Source organism: Desulfobotulus sapovorans DSM 2055, from assembly GCF_059569355.1.
Window position 1 is genome coordinate 157,140 of the sequence record NZ_JCANVJ010000003.1, and the last position, 14,489, is coordinate 171,628.

10 protein-coding genes are annotated in these 14,489 nt (G+C 54.7%); 7 read left to right on the forward strand and 3 right to left on the reverse strand.

Annotated features, from left to right (window positions below; genetic code table 11):
* Positions 1 to 305: 305 nt before the first annotated feature.
* The 5 genes from BR04_RS04755 (at position 306) to BR04_RS04775 (ending at position 5,840) form a co-directional block, all read left to right on the forward strand.
* On the forward strand, positions 306 to 1,439 hold the full coding sequence (locus tag BR04_RS04755) for a DUF262 domain-containing protein (RefSeq protein ID WP_496354851.1): 1,134 nt from the start codon (positions 306 to 308) through the stop codon (positions 1,437 to 1,439).
* Positions 1,432 to 2,535, forward strand: coding sequence for an AAA family ATPase (locus BR04_RS04760; RefSeq protein WP_496354852.1), 1,104 nt, complete (start codon positions 1,432 to 1,434; stop codon positions 2,533 to 2,535). Before BR04_RS04755 ends, BR04_RS04760 begins: the two co-directional genes overlap by 8 nt.
* Entirely contained in the window at positions 2,532 to 3,506 is a 975-nt protein-coding gene (locus BR04_RS04765) for a hypothetical protein (RefSeq protein ID WP_496354853.1), read from the forward strand. The genes BR04_RS04760 and BR04_RS04765 overlap by 4 nt, the downstream gene beginning before the upstream one ends.
* Positions 3,507 to 3,552: 46 nt before the next feature.
* Positions 3,553 to 4,404 (forward strand): formylglycine-generating enzyme family protein, encoded by an 852-nt coding sequence (locus tag BR04_RS04770; protein WP_496354854.1) that lies wholly within the window; start codon positions 3,553 to 3,555, stop codon positions 4,402 to 4,404.
* Positions 4,405 to 4,484: 80 nt separating this feature from the next.
* Positions 4,485 to 5,840, forward strand: a complete 1,356-nt coding sequence (locus tag BR04_RS04775; RefSeq protein ID WP_496354855.1) for an RDD family protein — start codon at positions 4,485 to 4,487, stop codon at positions 5,838 to 5,840.
* 156 nt (positions 5,841 to 5,996) lie between these two features.
* Here BR04_RS04775 and BR04_RS04780 read toward each other — a convergent pair whose 3' ends face one another.
* Both BR04_RS04780 and BR04_RS04785 read right to left on the reverse strand, forming a co-directional pair.
* Positions 5,997 to 6,152, reverse strand: a complete 156-nt coding sequence (locus BR04_RS04780) for an AAA family ATPase (protein ID WP_496354856.1) — start codon at positions 6,150 to 6,152, stop codon at positions 5,997 to 5,999.
* Positions 6,153 to 6,218: 66 nt separating this feature from the next.
* Positions 6,219 to 7,940 carry an ATP-binding protein gene (locus BR04_RS04785; protein ID WP_496354857.1) on the reverse strand — a complete coding sequence of 574 codons (1,722 nt, stop codon included), beginning with the start codon at positions 7,938 to 7,940 and terminating at the stop codon, positions 6,219 to 6,221.
* 512 nt (positions 7,941 to 8,452) lie between these two features.
* Between BR04_RS04785 and BR04_RS04790 the strand changes: the two genes are divergently transcribed.
* Complete coding sequence (locus tag BR04_RS04790; RefSeq protein WP_496354858.1) at positions 8,453 to 9,376, forward strand: formylglycine-generating enzyme family protein; 924 nt, start codon at positions 8,453 to 8,455, stop codon at positions 9,374 to 9,376.
* A 302-nt stretch (positions 9,377 to 9,678) separates the two neighbouring features.
* A complete protein-coding gene (locus BR04_RS04795; RefSeq protein WP_496354859.1) occupies positions 9,679 to 12,600 on the forward strand; it encodes a caspase family protein in 2,922 nt (973 codons plus the stop codon).
* Positions 12,601 to 12,615: 15 nt separating this feature from the next.
* Here BR04_RS04795 and BR04_RS04800 read toward each other — a convergent pair whose 3' ends face one another.
* The gene (locus BR04_RS04800; RefSeq protein ID WP_496354860.1) at positions 12,616 to 14,472 is read right to left on the reverse strand and encodes a response regulator; all 1,857 of its coding nucleotides are present in this window, start codon (positions 14,470 to 14,472) and stop codon (positions 12,616 to 12,618) included.
* Between the last annotated feature and the right edge of the window lie 17 nt (positions 14,473 to 14,489).

Below are 14,489 nucleotides of genomic sequence, written 5' to 3' on the forward strand. Positions count from 1 at the left end.
AACATGGAAAGGGGGGGCTATCCCCCCCCCTTTAGTCAGCTATCCTTCCCACGCTCCAGCGTCTTGAATCCCGGAACACTGTCATGCCCCCAAAGCCTGTAGGAAGTCCAGAAACCGGATACACTCCATGTTTTGATCTGGATCGTCCCTGCGCTTCATCAATATCCATTTCCTGGAAAATGAATTCCCGAGGATACTGGCTTTGGGCGCAGGAGCGCCCGGTATGGCGTTCCCACGCTGGAGTATGGGAACGATAGCTGAAGAAAGATAGTGATCAGTTTTGTTTTTCGGCAGAAAGGATATTTATGGATTGTGAAGAAAAAATTGACGTTGAAAATAATGACGAGACTCCGGAAAATCCCGATGACGAGAAGGAACCGGATTCTGTAATGCAGGAGCCTTTTAACCCTGCGGAGATCAGCATTATTTCCAAACCGGATACCCTCTACAATATCCTTGAACGTCTCAAGCATGACGAGATTGACATGAACACGGATTTTCAGCGTCATGCCGATCTCTGGGATGCCCAGAAAATGTCCCGCCTCATTGAATCCATTCTGATCCGGTTTCCCCTTCCGGCCTTTTATTTTGATGCTTCCAAAGAGGAAAAATGGCTGATTGTGGATGGTTTGCAGCGCCTTTCTTCCATCCGCAGCTTTGTTGTGGAAAAAAAGCTGAAGCTGCGGGGGCTTGAATATCTCAAAGACTTTGAGGGGCTGAGCTGGGATGACTTGCCCCGAACCTATCAGCGGCGTATGAACGAGTGTCCTGTCACCCTTTTTCTGATCCAGCCGGGAACACCGGATGCGGTGAAGTATTCACTTTTCAGAAGAATCAACACCGGCGGCCTTGTGCTGACGGATCAGGAAATCCGCAATGCCATGGCAGCACCGCCTGTCCGGGGCTACCTTGAAAAGCTGGCGCAGGAAGACTGCCTGAAAAGACTTGTGGGAGACCAGAGCCGGAGGATGGTGGATCAGGAGCTGGTCTTGCGTTTTCTGGCTTTCCACGCAATGGATTACGGGAAAAGCAGAAAAAATATGGCCACCTTTCTGGATGAGATGATGGACAAGCTCTCTAAGGTTTCTTCGGAAGATCTTTTTTCTCTGGAGCGGGATTTTCACTGCGCCATGAAACGCTGCTGGCTTCTCTTTGGTGGAGAAGCTTTTGAAAAAAGAACCCTCAGCCAGAAACCGGGCAGGCGGCGAAAGAATGCCGCTCTTTTTGAGGTGTGGACAACGGCCCTTGTAAGGCTTTCAGATGAGGAAATGGGGGCACTGCTGAGCAGAAAGGAAATGCTCGTGCAGAAGCACCTTGAATGCATGACAGAGGATCATGAGTATTTTCGATCCATTTCCTATTCAACCCAGAAAAAGGATCATTTTCATATCCGAAATCAACGGGTCGCATCCATGATTGAGGAGGTGCTTTGTGCTTGAGTTCATGCGGATTCAGAGATTCAAATCCTTAAAGGATGTTTCTTTTCCCTTAGTAGCCCTCAATATTTTCAGTGGTCTGAACGGCATGGGCAAATCTTCCCTGATTCAGGTACTGCTCCTCCTGCGTCAGTCCATGGAAAAAAATACCCTGCCGGATAAGGGGCTTCTGCTGAAAGGGGACTATGTGTCTCTGGGAACGGGTCAGGACATCCTTTCTGAAAATGCCGAAGAGGAAAGTCTTGATTTTACACTGGTCTGGCAGGATACCCCACCCGTAAACTTCAATTTTCATTATGCCGCCCGCTCCGACCTCCAGCCTTCAGGAGCAAAAGCCCATTTGCCCGTGGACAGAAGCTTCAGCCTTTTTACAAAAAAATTTCAGTACCTTTCCGCAGACCGCATCAGCCCGAAGGCCGCTTACGAGGCATCGGATTACCATATCAAGGATCTGAACTCCCTTGGCAACCATGGGGAATACACGGCCCACTATATCGCGGAGTACGGGCTGATGCCCATAGCGCTGAAATCCATGCAGCACCCGGATGCGCCTTCCCTTTCCCTTCTGGATAACCTCGATAAGTGGATGGCTGAGATTTCCCCCGGAATACGCATCCATGCCCAGCTGCATCAGTCCATGAATACGGTTTCCCTGAACTATGCCTTTGAACAGGGGGGGGATATCACCGCAGACTTCAAGCCTCAGAATGTGGGGTTTGGGCTTACCTTTGTGCTGCCCGTTCTTGTGGCCCTCCTGAGGGCAAGGCCTGGGGATATGCTGATCATGGAAAACCCCGAAGCCCACCTGCACCCCGGTGGTCAGTCTGTTCTGGGGCGGCTTTGTTCCCTTGCCGCCATGGGCGGGGTGCAGCTTTTCATTGAGTCCCATTCGGATCATTTTCTCAATGGTGTCCGTGTGGCTGTGCGGGAGAGCATTCTTTCCCATGAACAGGTAAGACTTTTTTATCTGGAACGGGACAGGGCCTCAGGCCATGAGGTTTTCGTAAGCAGCCCCGAGGTGGATTCCGAAGGCAGGATCAGTTTCTGGCCCAGCGGTTTTTTTGATGAGAGTGACAGGCAGCTGGAGAAGCTGTTATGATTTCCGATCTTGTTTTCAACCATCACTGCCTTCCCTTTGATGGCATCGAAGATGCGGACGGCTGTATTCCGGAGTTTCTGAAAATCTGCATACGCCTTCAGAATGTGGGTATCCGGACACTCCTTGTGGATGAGAGTGTGGATGCTTCATGGTTTCGGCTGTGTCTGGCAAAGGGATATTACTGGCAGGACTGGTATGGAAAAAACCTGGAGAAAAACAGGGATCTGATCCGCGCTTTCAGAAGTCTTGCCACAAGTCAGCCCCTTTTCAGGCAGGAAGATTTTGATCTGGGTCTGGATTTTTTTGAGGTTCGCTTTCAGGGAGAGGCTTCTTATTCTGCCCTTCGGGCAGCCGCCTGGAGGGAGGTTCCGGTTACAGGTTTTCCCACCCGCCATCCATGGAATACCTCACCGCTGACGCTTGAGGTGACAAGTATGGGCGCGGATGGAGGACTTTTTCTGGTTCAAAAGGACGTGGTGAATTTCTGCTCACTGGAGATTCTGGAAAAAGAAATTCAGGCCCTGCTTGAAAAAAGAAATCAGGGCATGGATTCGGGCAGGAGGCTTTATGAAAAGCGGAAAGAATTTTTTCCTCACCTTGTTTTTTGTGGGAACGCCATCAACCAGCTGCGTTCCTGGTCCCAAAGTCCTGCCCTTCTCCAGCAGGTGAAGGAAACCCTCACGGCCCTGAATACCTTTTGTGAGCAGTGGCAGGAAAACATGCACAGGGAGTGTTCTGCGGAGAGCTTGAGAAAGGCCGGGCTGAATCACAGAATGAGTGGGGAATCGGAAAGCGTGATGAACCGGCAGGATTTGAGGAAGGAGAGGGAATTCTGGTTGCCGGAAGGCCGCAAGGAATTTTTTCAGAATCACATCAAACTGTCTCAGGGGTTCCGTATTCATTTTTTTCAGGAGAATGCCACAAAGACAATTTATGTGGGCCATATCGGGCCGCATCTGAAGCTTGGGTGAGATCATGGAGAAAGGGGGCTGTTTCCCCCTTCAGAAAGGAGGAAGCATGGTGTTGCGGCAGGTTTTTATGGGTGTGGTGCTTGTAGCATTTCTGGCCCTGCCTGTTTTTGGGTGGATAGATGAATCCTTCATTCCCGTGTGGGAAAAGGATTACCGGACAAAGGGGGCGTTTTCCGGAGAAACCCTGACCAACTCCCTGGGTATGAGCTTTGTGAAGATTCCTGCCGGGGAGTTCTGGATGGGGTCTCCGTCAGACGAGCCGGGGCGTAGCGGTGATGAAAAACGCCATCGTGTTAAGATTTCCAAAGCGTTTTACATGATGACCACGGAAGTGACGCAGGGGCAGTGGGAAAGGGTGATGGGCAGCAATCCTTCCAATTTTACAAACTGCGGCAAAGACTGCCCTGTGGAACAGGTATCATGGAATAAGGTTCAGGAATTTATTAAAAAACTGAACGCCATGGATAAGACTATTACGGTTCGTCTGCCCACGGAGGCGGAGTGGGAGCATGCGGCCCGTGCGGGTACGGAAACCCCCTTTGCCTTTGGAACCTGCCTTTTCACGAGTGATGCCAATCATGACGGTAATTATCCTTTATCCGGATGCCCCAAGGACAGTTACCGACAAACACCTGTCAAGGTGGCCTCTTGTAGACCCAACGCCTGGGGGCTTTATGACATGCACGGCAATGTGTGGGAGTGGGTTCAGGATGTGTATAAAAAAGAGTATGAGACCTTGTCCGGAACGGATCCCATATATGCGGCAGGCAGCGGCAGCCGCGTTCTTCGGGGCGGTGGCTGGCGCGATTTCGGCGGGAGCTGCCGTTCGGCTAATCGCGGTGGGTACGGTGCCGGTTATCGCTACAACGACTTGGGGTTCCGCCTTGCAGGGTTTTAACCTTTTTCCCTTTGCGGCCGTAAGGCGGGCGGTGTTTTTCCAGAAGAGACCAATCCCTTTAACGGAAAGGAGAGCAAGGCATGGAGCAGTCCTTTGACGTGATTTTTGAAGGCAGACCCCTTTCCGGAGTGTCGCGGGAAAGGGCGGTTCAGGGATTTGCCACCCTTTCCCGGAAATCTCCGGAGGCGGTGAGTGCCCTTTTCACCGGGCAGCCCCAGGTTCTGAAGCGGGGGCTGTCCGAGGACGCAGCCCGGCGCTATGTTCAGACCCTGAGGGGGGCGGGGCTTGCCTGCCGTATGCTTTCCTCAGGCCATGGGGAGCCTTTTTTTCAGCCTCCGCCCCCGGCGGATGTCCGGCCCCTATCCCCCGGTGCCGCTCCTGAGATCCCCTCTCCTTCTCCAGGGCCTTTTCCCGGCGTCCCGCCTCCCCCCGTCTCCGCCACGGCAGAGCCCTCCGCTTCCTTCTGGTTTCATTTTCCGGATCGGGGGTTTTGGCTCAGCCTTGCCAGCCTCTCCTGTCTTCTGCCCGAGACCCTTGAGCTGGAAAAGGCGCCGGAAGCCCTGCCTTCCGCTCCCCTGGGGCTTCGGATCTGGGCGGCCATCTCGTCGTTTTTCCATATTTTTTTCATGTTTATGGTCATGCAGGTGCCTGTGGGGGGTGCCGCAGGCGTCTGGCTGCTCTGGTCGGAGGCCAGCCTGACCCGCAGCCTGCTGAGCGAACTGAAGGGCGTGGCCGGTCTTCTGGCCATGATCAGCACCTTTGTACTGCTGCCCCTGCTCTGGCGCGGGCACAGTTTCGGACAGCGGGCCATGGGCATTCTGGTGCTTCCCCGTGACGGGGATGTGGAGGCACTCAGCGGGGGAGCCATGCTGCTGCGCCGCCTGACCTTCCGGGCCCGCTGCGTGATGTCAGGCCCAAGGCCTTCCCGTCCCTGGAACAGTGCCCTCCTGCCCTTTGCCGCTACTGTTGTGCTGCACTTTGCCCTGGCCCTGCCCATGGGCGCTTTCGTGAGGATGATGGCCTCCATCGACGGGAACCTGTTTTTCGGGGGAAGTTCCTACGCCCGGCCTGTTTCGGATGGCGGCTGGATCAACCACTCCAGGCAGTCCATTCCGGAGGAAGGGGGCAGGGTGACGCCCCGCGCCCTCCATCTCATGCATCAGGTGGACGCTGTCATGCGCATCCATATGCTGGAGTCCGGCGCCATGGCGGAAGCCCTCAGCCCTTCCCTTTTCCGGCAGATTCTGGGCCGTTCAGGGAATTCCGGTTTTGTGAAAGCCATGATGGCAAGGCTGGAGAAGGGGAGCCTGAAGATTGAGGGCGATCTTTCCCGGTATCGTATTTCCCTGCGTGAAGGGGAGGGATGGCTGATTCTGGATGAAGAGGGTGACATCCAGTGGCAGGAGACTTTTTATACTCCAGATGCCCATCTGTGAAACATCTGAAAGCCGGACTGTTGTTCTGATTTTTTTAATGAAGCCCTCAGCCCAGCCACCACCCAGTGGGAGAGGGGCCGGGCGTGAGGGCAGAAAGCACCATGCTCATCACTTTTTTTCAAGAATGACCGCGCGGAGTATAATATTCCAGCAGGGTCAGAGAAGAGACTTTTCAAAGCGTCCTGGCCTCAGACATACGGGGTTTTTGACCATCGCCAGCTTTTTGATACAGGCAGTCTTATCTACAAAGCAGCCGTTTTCACGGACAAGGGCCGCGTAGTTGGCCTCACCGCAGAGGATTCTTTTTTTCATGGAGGGCGCCAGTTCTGTAAAGGGTTTGGACGGTTTGGCATCAGAAAAAATGTGGTTCAGTATTCCCTATGGCAGATCAACAACCTTAAAGCCCTCATTGCCGAAGCAGTAAATGACATGCTGGCTGACCCTTGCCTCCGGATACTCCTTTTTAAGTCCTTCCACATAACCTGCAATCTGTTCCGTATCCTCTTCTCTAAGCCTGAAATCCTCAATGGAGGTGTTGAATTTTCTGAACTGGGTGTTGGAAAAATATTTAAACTCTATGACCATGCGGATACCCGCAAAGCATTCATGGAATTTGCCCACAAACTCAAGATCCGTTCTGCCTTTGGGGTAGGAGCGTTCCACATTCCAGGTGAACCAGGAAGAGAGATAGCGGGAGCACAGCTCATAGAAGGTGGTGCGGTAGAAGTTTTCGTTCACCTGAGTAAAAACCGCTTCCGGAAGCTGAGAGACATATTCCTGCCAGTAGCCTGCAAATAGGGCTTTTAAATCAAGGGTATTGACAAAATGCTGCATCATGTCCGCATAGCGGGTGGAAACGTCAATGCGGTGCAGTTCATTGAAGTATTCCACAAAGATTCTTCTCATGTTGAGATTGGGCAGTTTGAGCATGAAACGGTTTTCTCTGGTCAGCATTCCCAGATAGAAAAAGGAGATGGGGAAAAAGCCTTTTTCAAAAAACTGGGACATGTTGAATTTTGAGATAAGAAAATTTCTGTCAAAGGGGATGGACCCCTGTATGAGAAGCTGATCCACAAACTCCCTGGTATTGTCCGGGTTGGAGCCTGTAATGCGGCGCACCCACATGAGATCGGTTTTAAGGTTCAGGTCGGTGAGGTATTCCGGCATGGTGCGGTATTTTGTAAACCAGTTCAGAAAATACTGAAGGATGGTGGAATTATAGACGGCCTCGCCTTCAGGGTCGATAAAATGATACCCGTTATACTGGTTTTTGATCACATCCTGCACTTCGTTCCGGGTATCCGGGGTGATGGCATAGTCTTTGTAAATCTCATCCAGCAGGGTATCCACCTCGGTCTGGGTAAAGCCGATCATGTTTTCAAAATCCGGCTCAAGGGTGATGAAGGTGGCGATATTGAAGCCTGAAGCCAGCTCATCCATGGTGACAGGCAGAACGCCTGTGATGAAAACATTGTGGATGGCTCCGGTTTTTCTGCCTTCTTTTAAAAGCTTGAAAAAGGTTTTCAGAAAACCGTCCTCGGCCATGAGCTGCTTATAAAGATGGTCTTTATGACCTGTGATGAGCTGATTGGCGAAGTTGTCGTACTCGTCGATGATGACATAAAGGGGGGGCAGCCTGTTGTCCTGAATCTTATTGATAACAGCCTTGAGATTGGATACGGAGCTGTTTTCCGGATTCAGCAGCGGCTTATCCTCTAAAAAACAGATGTTTCTGTTCACCAGGGATTGAAGGGAAAGGTTTACTGTGTGATCAAAACTTTTTTCCATGGCTTCCAGCTCACCGGTCTCAATGGTGGAAAAATCCAGATGCAGCACAAGAAAGGCATTGTGCAGGGGGGTGGGGTTTTTTCCAATCCATGTGTGGCCGAAAAGCTCCTCAAATTTATCTTTGTATAAAACCGAGTAGTAGCACTCCAGCAGGGTGCAGAGAAGAGACTTGCCAAAGCGTCTTGGCCTGAGAAATACGGGGTTTTTGACCATCTCCAGCTTTTCGATATAGGCGGTCTTGTCCACAAAGTAGCCGTTTTCACGGACAATGGCCGCGTAATTGGCCTCGCCGTAGAGGATTCTTTTTTTCATGGTATTTATTCTGATTTGGGGTCAGACTCCTTTTATTGCCTTGTTTTTTTTGAGGATAGCGATTCGTTCCTGGTTTTGCAAGGGCGAAGAGGAGAGGGATGTGCTGTATGGCAAGGCATGGTGCGTTGTCGTAGGAACGGTTTTTTTAGAAATACGGATTGTTTTTTGATTTTGATGAAAAACGTGTGCAACTTCTGAGTAACTTCACAAGTTTTTGTTATGACAAAACCCCAAAACACAGCAGAGATCACTGAAAAAGTAGAAGCGGCTTCCAGCCGCTTTAAAGAATGCGCCAGGATGGCGCATCTACATTAAGGATCCCTCTTCCACTGGGAATCGGAATGGGGTGAGGGCTTTATGTAAAAAAAATCAGAGCAACAGTCCGGTTTTCAGGTGTTTCACAGATGGGCATCTGGACTATATAATGACCCTTAAAAACTTGTTTCCTTAGGGGATTATGGTTTATGGTGTGTTTTTCTTCTGAGAGCTGGATTTTAAAACGTGGAGGAAGCATGGTGCTGCGGCAGATTTTTATGGGGGTGGTGATTATCGCGTTTCTGACCCTGCCTGTTTTTGGGTGGATGGATGAGTCTTTCATTCCCGTATGGGAAAAGGATTACCGGACAAAGGGGGCGTTTTCCGGAGAAACCCTGACCAATTCCCTGGGCATGAGCTTTGTAAAGATTCCTGCCGGGGAGTTCTGGATGGGGTCTCCGTCAGATGAGCCGGGGCGTGGAACATGGGATGGGGACAATGAAAAACGCCACCGTGTAAAAATTTCCAAAGCGTTTTACATGATGAGCACAGAAGTGACGCAGGGGCAGTGGGAAAGGGTGATGGGAAAGAACCCTTCTAACTTTACAAGCTGCGGTAAGGACTGCCCGGTGGAGAGCGTTTTCTGGAATGAGGTTCAGGAATTTATTCAAAAACTCAACGCCATGGATAAGACGATTACGGTGCGCCTGCCCACGGAAGCCGAATGGGAGTATGCGGCCCGTGCGGGAAGTGAGACGGCCCTCTCTTTCGGCCCCATGGAAATTCTGGGTGAGAGGAATGCCCCGGCCCTGGATGCTGTGGCCTGGTATGGGGGGAACAGTTGTGTGACGTATGAAGGAGGTTCTGATTGTTCCGGCTGGCCGGAGAAACAGAACTCCTGCAAGCGTTGTGGCCCCCATCCGGTGGGGCAGAAGCAGGCCAACGCCTGGGGGCTTTATGACATGCACGGCAATGTCTGGGAGTGGGTTCAGGATGTGTATAAAAAAGAGTATGAAACCCTGTCCGGAACGGATCCCATATATGCGGGAGCCGGTGATTACCGCGTCTTTCGGGGCGGCTGCTGGCTCAGCTACGTTAGGAGCTGCCGTTCGGCCGATCGCCGCAGGAGCGGGGCCGGCTTTCGCGACAGCGGCCTGGGGTTCCGCCTCGCAGGATTCTGACCTTTTGTCCTTTTAACTTTTTTACCTTTTGTGGCGTTTTTTTCCTTTTTCTGTTGCGGCCGCAAGGCCGCCCCAAGCGGCGCGTGTTTCGGGACGTGGCCGGGTTTTTGGCCATACGTCCCGAAACACGCGCCGCCGGACGAAGTTTTCCCCTCCATCCATTCCATTCCTGTCCTGTCCCATCCTCCTGAGTGCGGTCTGTGTTTCTCCAGAGGAGGATCAGGCCGGAAACCGAAAAATGAAAAACAGGCAGGTGCGTTCCTGCTCTTCTGTCCGTCAGCCCCTGTGAAAGGAGAATCTGCATGAAAAAATTCCTGCCCCTGCTTTTTCTGGTGGTTCTGTCCGTCCTGGGATGCGCTCCCCGGACAGCCTTGCAGGCTTTCCCTTCTTCAGCCCCTTCCCTGCAGTCCCCTGTCCCTCTGCCCCTTTCTCCCTTCCTGCGCCTTGATACCGGTATGCATACGGCAAGAATGGGCCGGATCACAGGGGACGCCAGGGGCCGTTATCTGCTCACGGCCTCGGAAGACAAGAGTGCCAGACTCTGGGATGCGGCTACGGGGCAGCTTCTGCGCACCTTCCGCCCCTTTATCGGAGAGGGCAGTGAGGGGATGCTCTATGCCTGCGCCCTGTCCCCGGATGGCAGGCTTGCGGCCCTGGGAGGCTGGACAGGGTACAGCATCTATATTTTTGATACGGAAACGGGAAAGCTTGTCCACAGCATTACAGGGCTTGAAAATGCCAGTCTGGATCTGGCTTTTTCCCCGGATGGCCGCTATCTGGCCGCAGCCCTGGGGCTGAACAACGGCGTGCGGATTTTTTCTGTTTCTGCCGGGTTCGGTCTGCATAAACGGCTTGGGGAGTATGGAGGGCATACACATAAGCTGGCCTTTGATCCGGAAGGCCGGCTTGCCACGGTGAGCTATGACGGCTACCTGCGTCTCTATGATGCAGGGTTCAACCTTATGGCCAGGGTACAGCCCATGGGAGGACAGCAGCCCTACCATCTGGCCTTTTCCCCCGATGGCCTGCGCATTGCCGTGACCTTCAACGACAGCCCCCATCTGGAGGTGTATGATGGCAAGACCCTGGGCTTTCTGTACAGGCCGGATATCCGTGGGGCGGAAACTCCGGGCAACCAGATGCTCACCCCGGCCTTTTCCGGGAACGGGCTGTATCTGTTCGCAGGCGGAACCTACAGGCTGTACCGGGGCAACTATGCTGTCCGGCAGATCCGGCGCTGGAAAGACGGGGGGCAGGGGGCCTTTGAGGATTTTCCTGCGGCCAGCAACACGGTGCTTTCCCTTTTTCCCATGGGGGATGCGGATCTTGCCTACAGCGGCTTTTTTCCGGATATGGGCCGGATGAAGGCCGACGGAACCCTGGCCTTTTACCATGAAGCGGCCCTTCCCTCCTATGCGGCCAGGGATGCCTCCCATCTGAGACTCAGCTTTGCGGGAGATCACCTTGCCGCCACGCCTCTGGGCGGAACACCGTTTTATTTTTCCCTGTCCCGCCGTACCCTCGGGGAGACAGCCCCCGGAGAAGCCCTCTTTTCCTGTACCCGTGAAAGGGAAGGGCTGCGGGTTACGGACTGGGCCGGAAAGATGTCCGCAACCTTCAATGGCCGGGTTCGCAGCTTCCTGAAACCCCATGAACGCATTTACAGCATGGATATCCAGCAGGACGGGAAGCGTGTGCTCCTGGGGGCGGACTGGCATCTCTATGCCCGAACTCCCGAGGGAGAAGCCCTCTGGCAGACCCCCGTTCCGGCCCCCGTCTGGGCGCTGACCCTTGCAAGGGATCAGAAAAGCCTTGTTGCGGCTCTGGGAGATGGCACCCTGCGCTGGTACCGTACGGATGACGGCTCCCTGCTCATGAGCCTCTTTGTGCACAAGGACAGAAAACGCTGGCTGCTCTGGACGCCGGACGGATATTTTGACAGTTCAGGCCCGGATGCGGAAAGCCTTGTGGGCTGGCATCTCAATCAGGGGCCGGACAGGGAGGCCCTGTTCTACCCCCTGAGCCGTTTCTATGACCGCTACAACCTGCCCGGTCTCGGCATCCAGGTTCTGGCACAACAGGATTTCCGGGACAAAGGGGAGCCGGAAGCCGGTGCAGAGAGGTTTCTGCCCCCTCCCCGGGTGCACCTGTCTTCCTCTGAAGACAGGCAGGGGGCCGGGCCGGGTACCCTTACCCTGACGCTTGTGGCAGAGGATCAGGGGGGCGGCATTGATGAGATCCGTCTTTACCATAACGACAAGCTGGTGGAAGGCACGGGACGGGGATTTATCCGGCAGTCTCCTCTGTCGGGAAAGGAAGTCCGTACCTTTACCCTTTCCCTCCTTCCGGGACAGAACCGTTTCCGGGCCACGGCCTACAATGCCCGCCGTACGGAATCCGCCCCCCAGGAGCTTGTGCTGTTTTATGCCGCTCCCCTTGCGCTGAGGCCCAGCCTCTACATTCTTTCCGTGGGGATCGATACCTACCGGAATCCCCGTTACAGACTTGCCTATGCGGTTAAGGATGCGGAAACCTTTGCCAGAACCCTGGAAGGCGTCGCCAGCCCCCTTTTCGGAAAAACGGAGATTCTTTCCGTCCGGAACGGGGATGCCACGCGGGAAGGGCTGCTTCAGGCCCTTCAGACGCTTCAGGAGAAGGTCACCCCCCAGGATGTGCTCGTCTTTCATTACGCAGGGCATGGTGTGATGGGCAGCCGGGAGGAGGGGCAGCGTCCGGATTTTTACATGGTGCTCCATGATGTCATCAAAATGTACCAGGCGGATTCCCATCTGAAGGAAAAGGGACTGGCGGCATCGGAGCTGGTGGAGATCTTAAGAAAAATTTCTGCCAGAAAGCAGATTCTGCTCCTGGATTCCTGCCAGAGCGGCGCGGCCATCGACAGTTTTTTCACCCTGCGCGGTGCTGCCGAGGAAAAGGCCATGGATCAGCTTTCCCGCAGTACGGGTACCCATGTGCTGGCCGCCAGCAGCCCGGATCAGGAGGCTTCAGAGGTGGAAACCCTGGGGCACGGCATCTTCACCTATTCCCTTCTGGAGAGCCTCCGGGGAGCCTGCCATCCCATGGAGGGCCGCATTACCGTGCAGCATCTGAAGGGCTGTGTGGAGCTTCTGGTGCCGGATCTTACGGAAAAGCACAGGGGACAGCCCCAGTATCCCATGGGCTTTGGTTACGGTCAGGATTTTCCGCTGGGGCTGGTGCGCTGAGAAGAGAGGGGCGGTTCAGGGGATGAGGATGCGGAGTTTCTCCACCAGGGCCTCAGCCGTGAAGGGCTTTTTGAGAAAGGCACTGATTCCAGCACTTTGGGCCGCCTTTTCCTGATTTTTCACTGTTTCGGTGGAGACCATCAGTACGGGCAGGGTAAGCCCCAGCTCTTCCCGCAGTTCCCGGGTCAGTTCAATGCCGTTTTTGTTGGGCATGTTGAGATCCGTGAGTACCAGGGCAAAACGGTCGGGATCGGGCTTGAGGCGGGAAAGGGCATCCAGACCGTCCCGGGCGGTTTCCACCGCATAGCCGTACTGGGGCAGCAGGGTTTCGTAGAAGCGGCGCATGGTGGAGGAATCATCCGTCACCAGGATGCGGGGGCGGTTGGGGGGGATATCTTCAATGGCCCGTTTAAGCAGGGCTTCGCAGCCTCTCCGGGTACCGGTATGGACAATCCGGGAACAGGCCTCCAGAAAGCGGTGCAGCAGTCTCAGGTTGCGGCTTTGGGCTGCGGCCAGCACGATGTCTCTGGCCAGTTTGCGATCCTGGGAAAGGCCGAGGAAAAGGGTGGTGGCCTGCATGGCCGCCACAGCGGCCACCAGGGTGGAGTAGCGGTCTGGGTGGGCGCTGATGGCCTGACGCAGGGCCTGGGTTCCGGTCTGGGGATGGCGCTGGTTCAGTCCGGAAATGGCGGCACAGACTACGGCCTGATTGGGATCATCCAGGGCGGCGCTTAAGGGAAAGAAGGTGGCCTCCGTATCCAGTTTTCCCAGGGCCTCACAGGCGGAAAAGCGCACATTGGCGTCTGTATGGCGCAGCTGTTCGCAGAGGCCGTCCAGGGCTTCGGATCGGCCCATATTGCCAAGGATCAGGGAGCCGTTGATTCTTTCCTGCACCCCCGTTTCCCGCATGAGGGGCAGGATGGCGGCAAGGGCCGGGTCGCCTCCCCGGATGAGCAGGGCGGTGACGGTCTTGCGCACCAGGGGATCTTCCGGGTGCAAATGATGGGCCAGGGCCTGGTAAGCCCTGGGGCTGCCGATACGTGCCAGGGTTTCCGCAGCGCCTGCCGCCCGGAGGGCTTCGGGATGGGCAATCAGGGTGTCAAGCAGGGCGATGTCGGCATCTGTTGCGTCCTGATCCAGACTTTCAATGGCGGCGAGACTGCGCAGGGTGTCCATGCCCAGTGCTTCCCTGTGCAGCCTGATCCTGGCCTCGGGGTGGGCAAAGCAGGCCAGAGCCCGTATCAGGGTTTCCTTTTCCTCGGCGGGACAGTCCCGGTCCAGGAGGGTCAGGAGAAGGGGAAGGGCCTCTTCCAGTGCGAGTTTCCCTGCCATGCGGGCGCAGAGGGTGCGGGTCTGGACTTTTCCCTGCTCCAGTCCGAGAAGAATGAGATTCGGTTTTTTTTCCAGAAGTGCCTGTATTTTATCGGTAAGCAGGGGCAGGATGGCCACATCGGCTTTTTTGCTGTCTATGTATTGGAACAGTTCCGGGAGATGGATATCCGCATTGCTGCGGGTCAGGGTATCCAGCCAGGGCAGGATTTCCAGAAAATCCGACGGTACGCCGGGCAGATAGGCCATGATTTTTTCCGGGCACCGGAGGTTGCTCAGCATATGGGCCAGGGCACGCGGAGCAATGGGCGTTTTCAGAAAAAAGGGGCTGTCTTTCAGGGGGCGGCCTGCACCGATACGGAGTATTTCCGGGGGGATCTCCGGGAGTTCGGAAGGGGGAAAGCCGATGAAGACAAGATGGCCGGGGCAGAGGAGCGTCGCCTCCTGACGGACAGGGACAAACCCCAGCCTTTCCAGCCACAGGGCCAGATGCTGTTTTCCGATGGGAGCATTCCAGAAAATATGAACCGTGGAACCGTGCATGAAAACTCCGGAGTTCT